The organism is Sphaerisporangium perillae (assembly GCF_023276435.1).
In the GTDB taxonomy this organism is placed as follows: domain Bacteria; phylum Actinomycetota; class Actinomycetes; order Streptosporangiales; family Streptosporangiaceae; genus Sphaerisporangium; species Sphaerisporangium perillae.
In genome coordinates, this window is record NZ_JALLPO010000001.1 from 237036 (window position 1) to 253338 (window position 16303).

Genomic DNA, 16303 nt, shown 5'->3' on the forward strand with positions numbered 1-16303 from the left:
TTCGGACAGGGGCACTCTGGCTGTCCCTCTCACTCTCGCTGCTTCTATGCTTGCCGGGATGCGGCGAGGTGAGAGCGCCCGTTCGGGAGGGGTTGCAGGATGACGTCATCCGGGTGCGCACGTCCGCGCCCGTGCGGGCGCCGGACGATCCCGCCGTCCTGGCCCTGCGGGTGATCGCGCAGCAGCCGGGGTGGCCGGGCACTCGCCCGATAGTGGCGCCGCCCAGCCGGTCCATCCGCTGCAAACAGGTCAAGTGCGTCGCGCTGACCTTCGACGACGGACCGTTCGACTACACCGGCAGGGTGCTGGACGTGCTGGCCGAGCACCACGCCCGGGCGACGTTCTTCGTGGTCGGCCAGATGGTGAACCCGCAGACCGCGCCCTTCCTGCGCCGCATGGTCACGGAGGGGCACGAGCTCGGCAACCACTCCTGGGACCACCCGTCGCTCACCTCGCTGTCGCACGACGCCCTTCGCGACCAGCTCGAGCGCACCCAGCAGGTCGTCAGGGCGGTCACCGGGACGACGATGCGGCTGATGCGCCCGCCGTACGGGGCGACCGACGGCAAGGTCGCCGAGGAGACCGGGCACGCCGGGCTGGCGCAGATCCTGTGGGATCTGGACACCCTCGACTGGCGCGACAGGGACAGCGCGCTCGTCGCCCGCCGCGCAGCGGCCGCGAGCCCCGGCTCGGTCGTGCTGTTGCACGACATCCACAAGAGCACGGCCGATGCCGTGCCCCGCCTGCTGGACGACCTGCAGGCCAGGGGCTACACGTTCGTGACCGTGTCGGAGCTGTACGGAACGCAGGAGCTCGTTCCCGGCAAGCGCTACGCCGGCGAGCAGGAGGGCGAGAAGACGAGCCGCTGAGACCCGCGCGGCGGCGGTGCCGCCGCCGCGCCGGCCGCGGGGTCAGCCGCCGCGCCGGCCGCGGGGTCAGCCGCCGCGCTTGGCCCGGGCGACGCTGCGGCCCCGGATGGCGGCGTCGAGGACGACCTTGCGGATGCGGACGGTCTCCGGGGTGATCTCCACGCACTCGTCCTCGCGGCAGAACTCCAGCGCCTGCTCCAGCGAGAGGTTGCGCGGCGGGATGAGCTTCTCGGTCTCATCACTGGTGGAGGAGCGCATGTTGGTGAGCTTCTTCTCCTTGGTGATGTTGACGTCCATGTCGTCGGCGCGGGAGTTCTCCCCGACGATCATGCCCTCGTAGACCTCGGTGGTCGGCGAGACGAACAGCGTGCCGCGCTCCTGGAGGTTCATCATCGCGAACGCGGTGACCACGCCGGCCCGGTCGGCGACCAGCGAGCCGTTGTTGCGCGTGCGCAGCTCGCCGAACCACGGCTCGTAGGCCTCGAAGACGTGGTGGACCAGGCCGGTGCCGCGCGTCTCGGTGAGGAACTCGGTGCGGAAGCCGATCAGCCCGCGGGCGGGGACCACGAACTCCATGCGGATCCAGCCGGTGCCGTGGTTGGTCATGTGCTCCATGCGGCCCTTGCGGACGGCGAGCAGCTGGGTGATCGCGCCGAGGTACTCCTCGGGGGCGTCCACCGTGAGCCGCTCGACCGGCTCGTGCAGCTTGCCGTCGATCGTCTTGGTGACGACCTGCGGCTTGCCGACCGTCAGCTCGTACCCCTCGCGGCGCATCTGCTCGACCAGGATGGCCAGCGCCAGCTCGCCGCGGCCCTGGACCTCCCAGGAGTCGGGCCGGTCGGTGGGCAGGACGCGCAGGGACACGTTGCCGACCAGCTCCTTGTCGAGCCGGTCCTTGACCATGCGGGCGGTGACCTTGGAGCCCTTGACCTTGCCCACGAGCGGGCCGGTGTTGGTGCCGATCGTCATCGAGATCGCGGGCTCGTCGACCGTGATGAGCGGCAGCGGGCGCGGGTCCTCGGGGTCGGCCAGCGTCTCGCCGATCATGATGTCGGGGATGCCGGCGATGGCGATGATGTCGCCGGGCCCGGCCTGCTCGGCGGGCTTGCGCTCCAGCGCGTCGGTCATCAGCAGCTCGCTGATCTTGACCCGCTGGATGCTGCCGTCGGTGCGGCACCAGGCGACCTGCTGGCCCTTCTTGATGGTGCCCTGGTGGACGCGGCAGAGCGCGATGCGGCCGAGGTAGCTGGAGGCGTCCAGGTTGGTGACGTGCGCCTGGAGCGGCGCGGTCGGGTCGTACACCGGCGCCGGGATCGTCTTGGTGATCGTCTCGAACAGCGGCTCGAGGTCGTCGGAGTCGGGCATGCCGCCGTCCTCGGGACGGTTCAGGCTGGCCCGGCCGGCCTTGGCGGAGGCGTAGACGATCGGGAAGTCGATCTGCTCCTCGGTGGCGTCGAGGTCCATGAAGAGCTCGTAGACCTCGTCCACGACCTCCTTGATGCGCGCGTCCGGCCGGTCGACCTTGTTGATGCACAAGATGACCGGCATCTTGGCGGCGAAGGCCTTGCGCAGCACGAACCGGGTCTGCGGCAGCGGGCCCTCGGAGGCGTCGACCAGCAGCACGACGCCGTCGACCATCGAAAGGCCGCGCTCGACCTCGCCGCCGAAGTCGGCGTGGCCGGGGGTGTCGATGATGTTGAGGGTCATGCCGCTGTGCTTGACCGCCGTGTTCTTCGCGAGAATGGTGATGCCCTTCTCGCGCTCCAGGTCGTTGGAGTCCATGACCCGCTCGTCGACGTCCTGGTTGGCGCGGAACGCCCCGGACTGCCAGAGCATGGCGTCCACGAGCGTGGTCTTCCCGTGGTCGACGTGCGCGATGATCGCGATGTTCCGCAGGTCGTCGCGGCTGTTCAAAGGCATGATGGAGTCTCGCTCTGGGTCGTGGAGGCGGGCCGCGGACACTGCGGCCTCCCCCATTTTAGTTGATCGCTGTTACCACCAGGTGCCGTGACCGTGCAAAAGGAACATTTCCGGCACTGTTCATGATTTTTCGCTATGCCCGTCGGCCCCCGTTGACCAGGGAAGGGCCGGACCCGAAGGCGGCTCCGGTGGTACCGGAAAAGGCATTCTGGACTAAGACGTCCTCGCTCGGGAAGACAGCCACCATGGTGGACGAAGGACTGACGCGAGCCGCCGCCTCCGCACACCGGGTGGCCGAACAGGCCGGCCACTTGTCGTGCAGGCGGCGTGTCGGAGAACGATGCCGCCTCGCCGTATGGGCACTGGTGCTGGGCGCGTTCATGGTCGGCTGGGTGACGCCGATGGCAGCCAAGGCCCAGGCCCGCATGGTCGCGGCGGACCATCCTTCGCACACCTCGTCGATCTGCGCTGGAACGAACCTTAAGCTTTTTCCATGCCGCTTGCCACAGCATTCCCCGCGACGCTGATGACAAAGGACGGTGTGCGGATCGACGCGGCGCACACCCCCTCCCGAGGGGACGTCGATCTCGGCATCGTCATCGCCCACGGCTTCACGGGATCCTGGCGTGAAGGCACGACCCGGCGCATCGCCCACGTGCTGAGCGGCTTCGGCGGGGTGGTGGCCTTCGACTTCCGCGGCCACGGCAGGTCGGGCGGCCTGTCCACGGTCGGCGACGCGGAGGTCCTCGATCTGGACGCCGCCGTGGCCCACGCCCGTTCCGTCGGCTACTCCCGGGTGGCCACCGTCGGCTTCTCGATGGGCGCCGCGGTCGCCATACGGCACGCCGCCCTGCACCGGGGGACCGACGCGGTGGTCGCCGTGAGCGCCCCCGCCCGCTGGTACTACCGGGGCACCCGTCCCATGCGGCAGGTCCACTGGGCCATCGAGCGGACGTCCGGGCGGCTGGCGGCCCGCCTCGCCAAGCGCACGCGCATCCAGTCGGGCAAGTGGGATCCGGTGCCGCTCGCCCCGCACGAGGCGGTCGAGCGCATCGCGCCCACGCCGCTGCTGATCGTGCACGGCGACGCCGACACGTTCTTCCCGCTGGACCACCCCCACCAGCTCTTCGACGCGGCGCGCGAGCCGAAGGAGCTGTGGATCGAGCGGGGGTACGGCCACGCCGAATCCTCCGCCACCCCTGACCTCATCAAGCGCATCGGCGCGTGGCTCTCGGAGGTGCAGCGATGATCCTGGTGATCAACTCCGGGTCCTCGTCGGTGAAGTACCAGCTCATCGACCTCGATGGGCCGACACGGCACAAGACCGGCAAGATCGAGCGCATCGGTGAGCCGGGGTCGGGCTTCCCCGACCACGAGGCGGCCCTCCTGCGGGTGGCGGAGGAGGTGGCGGAGTACTCCGGCGAGCTCACCGCGATCGGCCACCGCGTCGTGCACAGCGGGGGGGCGTTCACCGGGCCCACGCTGATCACCGACCACGTCGTCGAGCAGATCGCGGAGGCCGCGCCGCTGGCCCCGCTGCACAACCCGTCGAACCTGGCCGGCATCGAGGTGATGCGGCGGCTCCACCCCGACCTGCCGCAGGTCGCCGTGTTCGACACCGCGTTCCACAGCACGATCACCCCCGCCGCCCGCACCTACGCCATCGACAGCAAGGTGGCCGAGCGGTACGGCGTGCGGCGGTACGGGTTCCACGGCACCTCGACCGCCTACGTCTCGCGCGTCGCGGCCAAGATGATCGGCAAGCCCGAGCTGGCCAACGTGATCGTCCTGCACCTCGGCAACGGCGCGAGCGCCTCGGCGGTCTCGGCGGGACGGTGCGTGGACACCTCCATGGGGATGACCCCGCTGGAAGGGCTCGTCATGGGCACCCGGTCGGGCGACGTGGACCCCGGAGTGATCTTCCATCTGATCCGCGGCGGGATGGGGCCCGACGACGTCGAGGCCATGCTCATCCACGACAGCGGGTTGCACGGCCTGTGCGGCGACAACGACATGCGGGCGGTGCTGGCACGGGTCGCAGAGGGCGACGAGGAGGCCGTGCTGGCCTACAACGTGTACTGCCACCGGCTGAGGAAGTACATCGGCGCCTACTGCGCGGTGCTCGGCCGCGTGGACGTGATCGCCTTCACCGGCGGTGTGGGGGAGAACTCCGCCCAGGTCAGGCGCAAGGTGCTCTCCGGCCTGGAGCCGATGGGCATCCGGCTCGACCCCACGCGCAACTCGTCCGCCGACGGCGTGCGGCTGATCTCCGCCCACGACTCGGCCGTGAAGGTCGCCGTCGTGCCGACGGACGAGGAGCTGGAGATCGCCATGGAGACCGCAGCCGTAGTGGCGCGAACCAATTCCGAATAAATGTCGTCTACCTCCAAAGGAGGTATGAGATCCGCCAGGCGAAGTCCTTACCGGGGCAGGACTCCTGGCGGGGGCGATCTCGGACATCCTTGTATTGCGGGGCCGTCGCCCAGCGACGCGGGGGCGCGCTGGGCGACGGCTGCGCACGAACGGTCAGCCCAGGCGGGCGATCGACTTGTACTCCAGGTAGGAGGAAAGGCCCTCGGGGCCCAGCTCACGGCCGATGCCGCTCGCCTTGTACCCGCCGAACGGGGCGGAGGGCTCCATGGTGTTCATCATGTTCACGCCGTAGGTGCCCGTGCGGACCCGGCGGGCGATGTCCATGCCGTGGTCGGTGTCGGAGGTCCAGACCGTCCCGGAGAGCCCGTAGTCGCTGTCGTTGGCGATGCGGACCGCGTCCTCCTCGTTCTCGTAGGGGATCACCGACAGCACGGGGCCGAAGATCTCCTCGCGGGCGATGCGCATGTCGTTCGAGACGCCCGCGAAGACGGTCGGCGCGACGTACCAGCCACGGTCGCGGGGACGGTCCAGGCCGCCGACGACCGGCTTGGCGCCCTCGTCGATGCCGATCTTGATGTAGCCCTCGACCCGCTCCTGCTGGCGCTTGGCGACCATCGGGCCGATGCCGGTGGCGGGGTCGGCAGGGTCGCCCACCGGCTGGCCGCTGACCATGTCGGCCACGGCCTGGAGCACCTCGTCGTACCGGGAGGAGGAGGCGAGGATGCGGGTCTGCGCCACGCAGGCCTGGCCGTTGTTCATGAGCGAGGCGATGGACAGGAAGCCCATGGCCGCGTTCAGGTCGCAGTCGTCCAGGATGATCGCCGCCGACTTGCCGCCCAGCTCCAGGCTGCAGCGCTTCAGCTGCTCGCCGCAGATGCCCGCGATGCGGCGTCCGGCCGCGGTGGACCCCGTGAAGGCCACCTTGTCGACGCCCGGGTGCGACACCAGGTGCTCACCCGCCTCGCGGCCCGCGGCCACGATGTTGACCACGCCCTCCGGGATGCCGGACTCCTTGATCATCTCGGCGAGGAGGTAGGAGTCCAGCGGGGTCTCGGGGGCGGGCTTCACCACGACCGTGCAGCCGGCGATGAGCGCGGGGGCGAGCTTGGTCATGATGACGAACTGCGGGACGTTCCACGGCACCACGGCGGCGACCACGCCGACGGGCTCGCGCCGCACCGTCACCGGGCCGAACATGCCGGGACGCTCGTCCTCCACCGCGAAGGTCTTACCGAGCTCGCTGTAGTACTGCAGCATGCCGAGTGGCTGCGGCGCCTGGGCGAGCTGCGAGAAGGTGATGGGACAGCCCATCTCCAGCGTGATCAGCTCGGCCATCTCGGCCTGCCGCGCGGCGTACAGCTGGGTGAGCTTCCCGACCACCTCGGCCCGCTCGGCCATGGACATCCTCGGCCACGGGCCGTTGTCGAAGGCCTCGCGCGCGGCGGCGACCGCGCGGTCCATGTCGGCGGGGGTGCCGTCGGGCACGCGGCCGACGATCTCCTCGGTGTGGGGCGATACGACGTCGATCGTCGCGGTGCCCGAGGGAGCCACCCAGTCGCCCCCGATGAAAAGACGGTCGTGCTGGAGCATGTGTCTGCCTCCTGGTCGGGCGGGCCGGGGTCCTATTTGACCGAATGCTTGCTTGTTTTCAGTCTTGCCGCGCGGGGCCGGGCTCACAAGGGGCCACGTCGTCCGGTCGCTGTGACAGAACCATGTTCTGTCCTTGTTGGCAAGACTCGGGGACCGCGGGAAGCGTCCCCGGATAGGATCGGTCGCCCGATCGTCCGGCTACATGATCACGGTGTAATGCCGCAGATGTCCGGATGTGAGGTAGGCCCAATTCTCGGCAAAGCCGCACGCTGCGTAGTCGTGAAGTGGTAGATAGTTCGCCAATGGTGTATAGGTTCTTCCGATCGCGTGACCGCCCCGGAGATCGGCTTCTGGAGTGCCGGGGCGTCTGGAGTGAGGAGGGCTGATGCGTTCAGGCCGTGCGATCACACTGGCGGCCGTCCTGCTGGGCCTGTTCACGGCGCTCGTCATACCGCCCGCCGAGGCCAAGCCCAGTCCGCAGGCGCAGCTCGAGAAGCTGACCAAGCAGGCGGCCGACCTGCAGAAGGCCTACCGCGGGCAGATCCAGAGCCTCGAGGACACCCGCGACGCGGCCCAGAAGGCCGGGAACCGCATGAAGAAGCTGCGCACCGATCTGGCCGCCGCCGAGAAGCAGATCGCGCAGTTCTATGCGAACTCGTACATGTCAGGCACGATCGACGGTCCGAAGGTGTTCACCTACAGCGGCGATCCCGACTCGATACTGGGACAGGCCGCCACCGTCACCTACCTCGCCGAGGAGAAGAACCAGCGGCTGAACCGCATCAGCGGGCTGATCAAGGAGTCGCGGACCGCCAAGAAGGAGGCCGACGGCAAGATCTCCGACCTGAAGAAGGAGATCGACCGGCTCGAGGCCAAGAAGAAGGACGTCGGGCAACTGCTCAGGAAGTTCGGCTTCCAGGCCCCCGACGCGGGAAGCGGCCTGACCGCCCGCATGGTGAGCATCCGCAACGTCATCCTGCAGGGCTTCCCGATGCCGTTCGGCGTCGGATGCCTGCGCCCCGGCGACCCCGGCGAGCACGGCAAGGGCCGCGCCTGCGACTTCATGATGAGCACGGGTGGCCGCATGCCCGACGCGGCGGCCCAGGCCCGCGGCGACGCCCTCGCCCAGTGGTGCATCGAGAACGGCCGCCAGCTCGGCATCATGTACATCATCTGGCGGCAGCGTTACTACGACATCCGCACCGGCGCGGGGTGGCGGACGATGTCCGACCGGGGCGGCGTCACCGCGAACCACTACGACCACGTCCACGTGTCGGTCTTCTAAGCAGGGGATATCGCATCTGACGCATATCCACGAGTTGAGATGGCGTTTGTCCTTTCACACCTGCCCGGGCCATGGCGACGGGTCACGGCTCCGGGGGTCACGGCTCCGGGTGGGCGGCGATGCGCTCCCTCAGCCAGTGGTAGGACGCCTTGGGCGTGCGCTTCTGGGTGGCGAAGTCGACGTGGACCAGGCCGAACCGCTGGTCGTACCCCTCGGCCCACTCGAAGTTGTCCAGCAGCGACCAGACGTAGTAGCCCCGTACGTCCACCCCCTCGGCGATGGCGGCGCGCACCGCCTCGATGTGCCCGTCCAGGAAGGTGATCCGCGCCTGGTCGTCCACCACGCCGTCCGGGCCGGGCTCGTCGGCCTGGGAGCACCCGTTCTCGGTCACGTACACCGGCGGCAGCGCGTCGCCGTACCGCGCCCTGAGCCCGGTGAGCAGCTCGCGCAGGCCGTCGGGGACCACCGGCCAGCCGAAGGCGGTCGTGGGGTACCCGGTGACGCCGGCGTCCTCGAACGGCAGCCCGCCGGTGTCGGCTCCTTCGGCCGGAGCGGCGATGCGGGTCGGGTTGTAGTAGTTGATCCCGAGGCCGTCCAGGGGCTGCGCGATGATCTCCGCGTCACCGTCCCGGACGGCGTCCAGGGTGGTCACCCCGTAAGCCGACAGGTCCGGATACTGCCCAAGAAGGACGGGATCGTTGAACAACCGGTTGTGCAGGGTGTCGTACGCCTCGGCAGCCCGCAGGTCCTCGGGGGACCCGGACGCGGGCCGGACCGGGGTGCAGTTGTTGGTGATGAGCACCCGCTCGGCGCCGTTCGCCCGTAGCGCCTGCGTGGCGAGGCCGTGGCCGAGCAACTGGTGGTGGGCGACCGGCAGGGCGTCCAGGAGCAGCGCCTTGCCCGGCGCGTGCGTCCCGAGGGCGTAGCCGAAGACCATGTGGATGAACGGCTCGTTGAGCGTGATCCACATCGGCACCCGGTCGGCGAGGCGGCCCGACACGGTGTGCGCGTACTCCGCCAGGTGGTGGGCCGTGTCGCGGTTCAGCCAGCCGCCTTCGTCCTCCAGCGCCTGAGGGAGGTCCCAGTGGAACAGCGTGACCGCCGGGGTGATGCCCTTGGCGCACAGCTCGTCGACGAGCCGGTCGTAGAAGTCCAGCCCCGCCTTGTTGGCCTTCCCCCGGCCCTCAGGATGGACTCTCGGCCACGAAATGGAGAAGCGGTAGGAGTTCACCCCCAGATCCGCCATGAGCATGACATCCTCTGACCACCGGTGGTAATGGTCACAGGCGACGTCTCCGGTGTGACCATCTCGCACGTGGCCGGGATCATGGGTGAAGGTGTCCCAGATGGACGCGCCCCGACCGTCCTCTGCCACGGCGCCCTCGATCTGGTAGGACGCGGTAGCCGTACCCCAAAGGAACATGGTGACCTCCGGCATATGAGTAGACCTCATGTTAAGCGCAGCACCGGGATCGGGAGGATGATGGGGGAATGACGAACGTCTCCGCAGGGACGCTCCGCCGCCGTCCCGCTCAGCGCCGCAGCGTCGAGCGGGTCGAACGGATGCTCGACGAGTGCGCCCGGCTTCTCGACGAGGTGGGATACGACGGGCTGACCACCAAGGAGGTCGCCCGCCGCGCCGGCGTGCCCATCGGCACGTTCTACCAGTTCTTTCCCGACAAGCAGGGGCTCGTACGGGCGCTGGCGCTGCGCAACCTCGACGCCTTCCTCGACCGGCTCACCGCCCGGCTCGGCTCGGCCGAGATCACCGACTGGACCGACGCCGTCGACCTGGCGGTGGACGAGTTCGTGGCGATGAAGCGCACCATCCCCGGGTTCGCCATCGTGGACTTCGGCGAGATACTTCCCTCCCCGGGAGCGCCGCCGCTGAAGGGCACCAACCGCCTGCTGGACGCCGCGCTGGAGAACAACGTGATCGTCGCCGACCGGCTGCGGGCGCTCACCATCGACCTCCTCGGCGCGCCGAGAGGACCCGGCCTGGACCGCGCGCTCATCGTGGCCGTGGAGGCCGCGGACGCGGTGCTGAAGCTCGCCTTCCGCGCCCACCCCGACGGTGACCCCGACCTGATCACCGAGTGCAAAAAGCTCGTCCGCCGCTACCTGGCCGACCACCTCCCCGAACGCTGACCACCACCGCCCCCGTGCCGGGGGTGGGCTGTCCGGGCTTGACCTGGAGCCCACTCCAGGTGGGATCCTCGGGCGGTGAGCGTCTATACACCGGGACAGGTCGCGGAGGAGACCGGGTTCAGCCTCGACACCCTCCGCTACTACGAGCGCATCGGCCTGCTGGAGCCGATCGAACGCAACGCCGCCGGGCAGAGGCGGTTCAGCGATGAGGACATCGGCTGGCTCGGCATGGTGCGCTGCCTGCGCGACACCGGGATGCCGATCGCCGAGATGCTGCGCTTCACCGAACTGGTCCGTGGCGGGGGCGAGACCATCGGTGACCGCATCACCCTGCTGGAGACCCACGACCACGAGGTCGAGGCGCAGATCGCCCGGCTCAGGGAGAGACAGGCCGCCATCCAGCGCAAGATCCAGCACTACCGCGACATACTCGCCCAACGCAACACCCCAACCCCCCGCACCCGCCCCGAGGACCCCACGACGCCCTGACCGGTCCAGCCACGACGCCCTGACCGGTCCAGCGCGGCGACCGCACACCTTCGCGTGGGGCTCACCGTTCCAGCGCCATGACTGCGTGCCTCGGCCGGGTGGGTCCTTTCCCGCTTGGTGTGCTGGTTGTGTTATCCGGCGCCGCGGCGGCGGGAGGGGGTACGGCGATGCCGGCGCCGACGTACGTTGGGTGACCCGGTGGACGTTCGTGGGGACCCCCATCAGATCTTCGTGGGGGACTCCTTCCGGGCGTAGGCGGGGTCGTAGGCGCTGGCCTGGATGGTGTAGAGGTCGGCGTAGATGCCGTCCAGGGCCATCAGGTCGTCGTGGGTGCCCTGCTCGACGACCTTGCCGTGGTCGAGCACGTAGATGCGGTCGGCGTAGCGCACGCTGGCCAGGCGGTGGGTGATGAGCAGGACGGTGCGGCCGTCGGCGTGCCTGCGGATGCGCTCGAACAGCGCGTGCTCGGCGCGGGCGTCCAGCGCGGCCGTCGGCTCGTCGCAGATCAGCAGCGGCGCGTCGCGGTAGAAGCCCCGGGCCACGGCGATGCGCTGCCACTGACCCCCGGACGGCTCGTGCCCGTCCTTGAAGCGGCGGTCGAGCAGCGTGCGGTAGCCCTGCGGCAGCTCGGCGATCACCTGGTCGGCCCCCGCGACCTCCGCCGAGGAGTGCAACGCCTCCACTCCCTTCTCAAGGCCCATACAGATGTTGTCCTTCGCGGTCAGCGGCCAGCGAGTGTGATCCTGGGCGATAACGGCGATGTGCCGCCGGAGCTCCTCATGGTCGACCTGCCGGATGTCCACCTCGTCCCATAAGACCTGCCCATCGCCGGGGTCGTACAGCCCGGCGATGATCTTGGAGAGGGTCGTCTTGCCCGAGCCGTTCTCGCCGACGAGCGCGACCACCTCGCCCCGGTCGAGGTGGATCGAGACGTGATCGAGGGCGGGCTCCTCCTTGCCCGGGTAGTTGAAGGTGACGTCGTCCACGGTGATGCGCTGGAACGCCTGCGGCGCCTCCAGGGAACGGGCGGGCCCCCTCCGCGCGCGGGCCTTGTCGCAGAAGTCGAGGAAGTCGGTGAAGTAGAGGCCCTCCTCGTACAGCCGGTTGGTGGAGAACATGAGGTTGGCCAGTGAGGTCTGCCCCGAGCGGATGGCGAGCACGGCCGTGCCGGCCACCGCCAGCGGCACGGCGCCGATCGCGAGCAGGACGCCCAGCGCCAGGTACACGATGGCCGTGCCGAGGCCGCCCAACGCCTCGCCGATGATCCGCGCCACCGCCTGGCGCCGGGCGACGGCGAGGACGGCCTCCTGTTCGGCGCCCGACACCGCGTCGTACAGCCGGGTCAGGAAGCGCCGCATGGTGAACGAACGCACCTCGGCCGCGGTCTCCCTGGCCGCCATGAGACCGGTGAGGATCCACTTGCGCCGCCGGACCGGTATCAAGGTGTACATCATCGTGTAGCGCATGCGGGCCGAGCGGACGGCGGCCCAGGCGTCGGGCAGGACGGCGAGCAGGAGCAGCGGCAGCAGCACGGGATGCAGGATGCCGAGCACGCCCGCGGCGGCACCGATGCCGATCAGACCGGTGAGCAGGTCGATCGCCGAGTCCACCACGCTGTCCACCATGGAGACGCCGCGCATGCGGGCCCGCTCGAGGGCATCGTGGAACTCGGGGTCGTCGAAGCGGATGAGATCGACGCGGCTGGTCAGCTCGTAGAGCTGCTTCTCGGCGATGCGGCTGACCTGCGGCTCCAGGCGGGACTGCGCCCAGCCGGCCCCCGCCTCGAGGCCGGTGCGCAGCGCCGCGGCCGCGCCGACCAGCAGCAGGCTGGGCAGGGCGGCCCTGACGCGGTCGGGCGTGGGGCCGGCGGAGAACAGCGCCTGCAGGACCCCGGTCGTGGCGAGCAGGCCGAAGGCGGTGAACACGCCTCCCAGCACGCTCAGGGCGATGGTGGCCGCGGTGTCGCGCGGGCTCGCCCGCCAGGCCAGGCGGACGGCGTGGCCGATGAGCGCGGGGAGCCTGCGTGCGACGGTGAGGAAGCCGACCCCGGTCATCGTCACGGTGTGGGCGTGCCAGTCGCTGAAGGTGACTTCGCCAAGGTCGACAGGCGCGTCCTCCCCGGGCCGCCCATCGGAGCCAGGGCCAGGGCCAGGGCCGCCAGGGGAGCCATCGGGGCTTGGGGCGGCCGGTGGGGTGTCGTCGGAGGGGGCGTCGTCCGGCGCTGAGCCGTCAGGAGTGGATGGTTCCTGGGGAAGGTCGGCCATGCTGGCAGTGTGACCGCCGCCACCGACAGTTTAAAGCGGCGGTCGTAAAGGCGGGCTTTTACGTTGAAAGCCGCAATTATTCTGCTCGGCGACTTATGCCAGGGTGTGCGGCCACCCGGCGGCCGCGCGGGGTCAGCTTCGGAAGCAGGTCGCGCCCCATTCGACATCGTCCTCCGGCGGCTGCGGAAGCTGGGCGGCGAGGCGCTCGGCCTCCTGGTGCAGCGCGGCGACAAGGAGGAGTTCGAGGCCCAGGTCTTCGAGGTCGACGGTTTCCATCTGCGTCTCCCGACGTGAAATGCCCTTGCCGGCCCGGAGGTCGTTCTGGAGGCCGGTGCTCGTGGAATCTTACCTTCCGTGACGACAGATCGCAGTCATGGCCTGGATTCATCACTCTTCGTATGAAACGGTCGAGCCGTAACCATGCTTTTAGCAGGCACCTTTCGGTGACTCCGCGAGAGGGACGGACCCGTCTTCGCGTCACCGTCGAGCTCCTGCCGCCTGATCGTTCCGACTCTGCCCCGAGCGGTGCACCTTCCACGGGAACGTGCCAGAGCCGGGGTGACGATCACCTCGGCGAGGCGCCTTCCTTGGACGTGATCAGAGCAGAGTAACCAATACGGTCACAATTACGGAAGGTGGTAATTCGAGAAAATCATCACGTTCTGCGGTCGATGTGGACGCTGAGACGACCTTGACAGTGATCGCTCGGGTTCGTCCCGGAAAGACGATTCAGCCGAGGGAAAGCCCGATGTGCCGCCGTGCACGGCGTCCGGCGGTCTTCATGGATACGAATCGTGGCGGGTGATGAGCGCGCTGCGTTTGTTGGTGGAACACTTGCGTGATGGCCGAGGCCCCGTGCTGAGGAGTGTGACCGCCACGCGCGGCGTTCCCTCCGGGGCCGGCCACCCTTACGGCCCGTGTCCCGCGAGACGGGCGAGGTCACCTCGGAGGGGTGGAGACCGATCCCAGGGGCACGCGGCCCGCGAGCTCGGGTCACGGCACGTCCGGCGTCACCGGCCCGAGCTCGCCCCCTCACGCAGGGCAGGTGTCACAGACCCGAGTTCGTCCTCGGGCGCGGCGGGACTTCGGCTCAGGTCAGCCGGAGCGCACGTCCAGGCCGAGGGCGGTGGCGATCATGACCGCCTGGGGGAGGTCGACCACCGCGCCGCGCAGGGTCACGGTCGCCGGGTCCAGCGCTGACAGGTCGCTGCCGCGCAGGTCGCACCGGGTGAGATCGGCGCTGTGCAGCCAGGCGCCGGAAAGGTCGACCCGCCGGAGTGTGGCGCCCTCGCATCGGGCGCCGGTGAGGTCGGCCTCGCGCATCCGCACGTCGGTGAACGACGTTCCTTTCAGGTTGGCCCCGGGGAACCCGACGAACGACCAGTCGCCGCCGTCGACCTTCAGCAGGTCGAAGGTGCACCCGTCGAACATGCTGCCGACGAGCTTGCAGCCGGTGAAGGTCGTGTCGAAGAAGCCGCACCGCGTGAAGGTGCAGTTGAGGAACGCGGCGTCGGAGTGCGTGGAGGCATTGAACCGCACGCCCCGGAACGAGCAGTCGGAGAAGACCGCCCCCTCGTTCGCCATCTCGGTCATGTCCACGTCGACGAAGGCCACCTGGCTGTGGTGCTCGCCCGAAAGGTCTCGCCCATCCCAGTCGTCGGACACGATGGACGTGAGCGTCTCCGGCGCCGGCCGGCCGTGCTTGCGCTCAGCCACGGTGGGCCCGGCGATGGTGACGGACGGCGGGGGCGGAGGTCATGGCTGTGGAGGCCTTTCGTGCCGGGGGGCGGGTCGTGACCATGCGTTCTTTGCCGCGGTTCCGCGCCTTCGTCGAGGGCCTTCTTACGTTAGTGCGCCCCACCGACGATTTCCCGTCCGGGCGCTCCGGCGGAGGCCACCGGCGCTATATGGAGACGTTATTCGCGCACCCTTGACGATTCGGGCTGTGAGGTGGGTTGATTGCGTACTGACAACGTTGTCACCTACGGCCTGGTAGACGGGGGCGGGCTTGTGTGGACAGCCTCCTCGAACCGTGAAGGGACCAAAAGTAATGCGACGACGGTGGATGTCGGCCGTCGCGGTCACCGTGGCAGGCCTCCTCTCCCTCTCCGCCTGTGGCGGTGGTGGTGACGAGAAGGGCACCGGCAGCGGGCAGACCGCGACGAAGCAAGTCGAGGTCTTTTCCTGGTGGACCGGCCCCGGCGAGGCCGACGGCCTGAAGGCCATGCGGGAGATCTTCCAGAAGCAGAACCCCGACCTGACGTTCTTCGACGCGGCCGTCGCCGGCGGCTCGGGAGACAAGGCGCGGGCGCTGCTCTCCAGCAAGCTGCAGGCGAACCAGCCGCCGGACACCTTCCAGGGGCACGCGGGCGCCGAGCTGCAGGGCTACATCAAGGCCGGCAAGCTCGAGCCGCTGAACTCCCTCTATGACGAGCTCAAGCTGAAGGACGTGTTCCCCCAGCAGCTGGTCGACCAGATCACCTACGAGGGCAACGTCTACTCGGTGCCGGTGAACATCCACCGCTCCAACGTCCTGTGGTTCAACCCCAAGGTGCTGAAGGACGCGGGCATCGCCGCCGCGCCGAAGACCATCGAGGAGTTCATCACCGACCTCGCGGCCGTCAAGAAGACCGGGAAGATCCCGCTGTCCATCGGCTCGGAGTGGACCGTCGTCCACCTGATGGAGAGCGTGCTGCTCGGTTCCCTCGGCACCGACGCCTACAACGCGCTGTGGGCCAAGGGCGCCGACTGGTCGGGCGCCAACGTCACCAAGGCGCTCAACGACTTCAAGACGATCCTGTCGTACGCCGGCCCGCCGCAGGACGACTGGCAGCCGGCGGCCAAGCAGGTCGCCGACGGCGCCGCCGCGTTCAACATCATGGGCGACTGGGCCTACGGCTACTTCCACAACGCGCCGGACGGCGGCCTCGGCAAGACCTCCAAGGAGGACTTCGACTGGGCGGCCTCGCCGGGCACCGACGGCACGTTCATGTGGCTGTCGGACAGCTTCACCCTCCCGAAGGGCGCTCCGAACAAGGACGGCGCCCTGGCGTGGCTCAAGGTCGCCGCGAGCAAGGAGGGCCAGGACGCCTTCAACCCGAAGAAGGGCTCCATCCCCGCCCGCAAGGACGCCGACAAGAGCCTCTACACGGACTACCTCGAGTGGGACCTCGCCCAGTGGGCGAACGACAAACTGGCCGGCTCGATCCAGCATGGTGTCGTCGCCAACGACGCGTGGAAGACGGCCATCACCGAGGCGGTCGGCCTGTTCTTGCAGAGCAAGGACCCGGCCAAGCTGCAGCAGGCGCTCGTCGAAGCCGCCAAGACCAACAATCAGTGAGCTGATCTCGTACGGCTCGCGCCCG

At 69.2% G+C, this 16303-nt stretch carries 14 protein-coding genes; 8 read left to right on the plus strand and 6 right to left on the minus strand.

Translation table 11 applies throughout. The annotated features are described in order from the left end of the window. Positions 1 to 68: 68 nt before the first annotated feature. Positions 69 to 869 (plus strand): polysaccharide deacetylase family protein, encoded by an 801-nt coding sequence (locus MYF83_RS01045; protein WP_248958204.1) that lies wholly within the window; start codon positions 69 to 71, stop codon positions 867 to 869. A 66-nt stretch (positions 870 to 935) separates the two neighbouring features. Here MYF83_RS01045 and typA read toward each other — a convergent pair whose 3' ends face one another. Beyond that, on the minus strand, positions 936 to 2789 hold the full coding sequence (gene typA, locus MYF83_RS01050; RefSeq protein WP_248958205.1) for a translational GTPase TypA: 1854 nt from the start codon (positions 2787 to 2789) through the stop codon (positions 936 to 938). 493 nt (positions 2790 to 3282) lie between these two features. Between typA and MYF83_RS01055 the strand changes: the two genes are divergently transcribed. Together MYF83_RS01055 and MYF83_RS01060 are read left to right on the plus strand one after the other, a co-directional pair. Further along, positions 3283 to 4038 (plus strand): alpha/beta hydrolase, encoded by a 756-nt coding sequence (locus MYF83_RS01055; RefSeq protein ID WP_248958206.1) that lies wholly within the window; start codon positions 3283 to 3285, stop codon positions 4036 to 4038. Then, positions 4035 to 5162 (plus strand): acetate/propionate family kinase, encoded by a 1128-nt coding sequence (locus MYF83_RS01060; RefSeq protein ID WP_248958207.1) that lies wholly within the window; start codon positions 4035 to 4037, stop codon positions 5160 to 5162. Before MYF83_RS01055 ends, MYF83_RS01060 begins: the two co-directional genes overlap by 4 nt. Positions 5163 to 5315: 153 nt before the next feature. Here the strand turns inward: MYF83_RS01060 and MYF83_RS01065 are convergent, their stop codons facing one another. Beyond that, a complete protein-coding gene (locus MYF83_RS01065; RefSeq protein WP_248958208.1) occupies positions 5316 to 6752 on the minus strand; it encodes an aldehyde dehydrogenase in 1437 nt (478 codons plus the stop codon). A gap of 385 nt (positions 6753 to 7137) precedes the next feature. Between MYF83_RS01065 and MYF83_RS01070 the strand changes: the two genes are divergently transcribed. Then, entirely contained in the window at positions 7138 to 8037 is a 900-nt protein-coding gene (locus MYF83_RS01070; RefSeq protein ID WP_248958209.1) for a coiled-coil domain-containing protein, read from the plus strand. Between the two features lie 97 nt (positions 8038 to 8134). Here MYF83_RS01070 and MYF83_RS01075 read toward each other — a convergent pair whose 3' ends face one another. After that, complete coding sequence (locus tag MYF83_RS01075; protein ID WP_248958210.1) at positions 8135 to 9475, minus strand: GH1 family beta-glucosidase; 1341 nt, start codon at positions 9473 to 9475, stop codon at positions 8135 to 8137. A 53-nt stretch (positions 9476 to 9528) separates the two neighbouring features. Here MYF83_RS01075 and MYF83_RS01080 point away from each other — a divergent pair, with 53 nt between their 5' ends. Together MYF83_RS01080 and MYF83_RS01085 are read left to right on the plus strand one after the other, a co-directional pair. Continuing rightward, entirely contained in the window at positions 9529 to 10185 is a 657-nt protein-coding gene (locus MYF83_RS01080; RefSeq protein ID WP_248958211.1) for a TetR/AcrR family transcriptional regulator, read from the plus strand. Positions 10186 to 10260: 75 nt separating this feature from the next. After that, a complete protein-coding gene (locus tag MYF83_RS01085; RefSeq protein WP_248958212.1) occupies positions 10261 to 10674 on the plus strand; it encodes a MerR family transcriptional regulator in 414 nt (137 codons plus the stop codon). A 221-nt stretch (positions 10675 to 10895) separates the two neighbouring features. Here MYF83_RS01085 and MYF83_RS01090 read toward each other — a convergent pair whose 3' ends face one another. After that, complete coding sequence (locus MYF83_RS01090) at positions 10896 to 12728, minus strand: ABC transporter ATP-binding protein (protein ID WP_248958385.1); 1833 nt, start codon at positions 12726 to 12728, stop codon at positions 10896 to 10898. A 15-nt stretch (positions 12729 to 12743) separates the two neighbouring features. On the opposite strand from MYF83_RS01090, the gene MYF83_RS01095 reads away from it, so the two are divergent. After that, positions 12744 to 12899 (plus strand): hypothetical protein, encoded by a 156-nt coding sequence (locus MYF83_RS01095; protein ID WP_248958213.1) that lies wholly within the window; start codon positions 12744 to 12746, stop codon positions 12897 to 12899. A gap of 171 nt (positions 12900 to 13070) precedes the next feature. Here the strand turns inward: MYF83_RS01095 and MYF83_RS01100 are convergent, their stop codons facing one another. Next, positions 13071 to 13214 (minus strand): hypothetical protein, encoded by a 144-nt coding sequence (locus MYF83_RS01100; RefSeq protein ID WP_248958214.1) that lies wholly within the window; start codon positions 13212 to 13214, stop codon positions 13071 to 13073. Positions 13215 to 14033: 819 nt separating this feature from the next. Beyond that, entirely contained in the window at positions 14034 to 14654 is a 621-nt protein-coding gene (locus MYF83_RS01105; RefSeq protein ID WP_248958215.1) for a pentapeptide repeat-containing protein, read from the minus strand. A 349-nt stretch (positions 14655 to 15003) separates the two neighbouring features. On the opposite strand from MYF83_RS01105, the gene MYF83_RS01110 reads away from it, so the two are divergent. Continuing rightward, complete coding sequence (locus MYF83_RS01110; RefSeq protein ID WP_248958216.1) at positions 15004 to 16278, plus strand: ABC transporter substrate-binding protein; 1275 nt, start codon at positions 15004 to 15006, stop codon at positions 16276 to 16278. Positions 16279 to 16303: the final 25 nt, after the last annotated feature.

Bases quoted from the DNA above. Each gene is read 5' to 3' on its own strand.
- MYF83_RS01075 (WP_248958210.1), bottom strand. From the start codon at position 9,475: ATGCCGGAGGTCACCATGTTCCTTTGGGGTACGGCTACCGCGTCCTAC.
- MYF83_RS01110 (WP_248958216.1), top strand. From the start codon at position 15,004: ATGTCGGCCGTCGCGGTCACCGTGGCAGGCCTCCTCTCCCTCTCCGCC.
- MYF83_RS01055 (WP_248958206.1), top strand. From the start codon at position 3,283: ATGCCGCTTGCCACAGCATTCCCCGCGACGCTGATGACAAAGGACGGT.
- MYF83_RS01090 (WP_248958385.1), bottom strand. From the start codon at position 12,728: ATGACCGGGGTCGGCTTCCTCACCGTCGCACGCAGGCTCCCCGCGCTC.
- MYF83_RS01100 (WP_248958214.1), bottom strand. From the start codon at position 13,214: ATGGAAACCGTCGACCTCGAAGACCTGGGCCTCGAACTCCTCCTTGTC.
- MYF83_RS01080 (WP_248958211.1), top strand. From the start codon at position 9,529: ATGACGAACGTCTCCGCAGGGACGCTCCGCCGCCGTCCCGCTCAGCGC.
- typA (WP_248958205.1), bottom strand. From the start codon at position 2,789: ATGCCTTTGAACAGCCGCGACGACCTGCGGAACATCGCGATCATCGCG.
- MYF83_RS01065 (WP_248958208.1), bottom strand. From the start codon at position 6,752: ATGCTCCAGCACGACCGTCTTTTCATCGGGGGCGACTGGGTGGCTCCC.
- MYF83_RS01060 (WP_248958207.1), top strand. From the start codon at position 4,035: ATGATCCTGGTGATCAACTCCGGGTCCTCGTCGGTGAAGTACCAGCTC.
- MYF83_RS01070 (WP_248958209.1), top strand. From the start codon at position 7,138: ATGCGTTCAGGCCGTGCGATCACACTGGCGGCCGTCCTGCTGGGCCTG.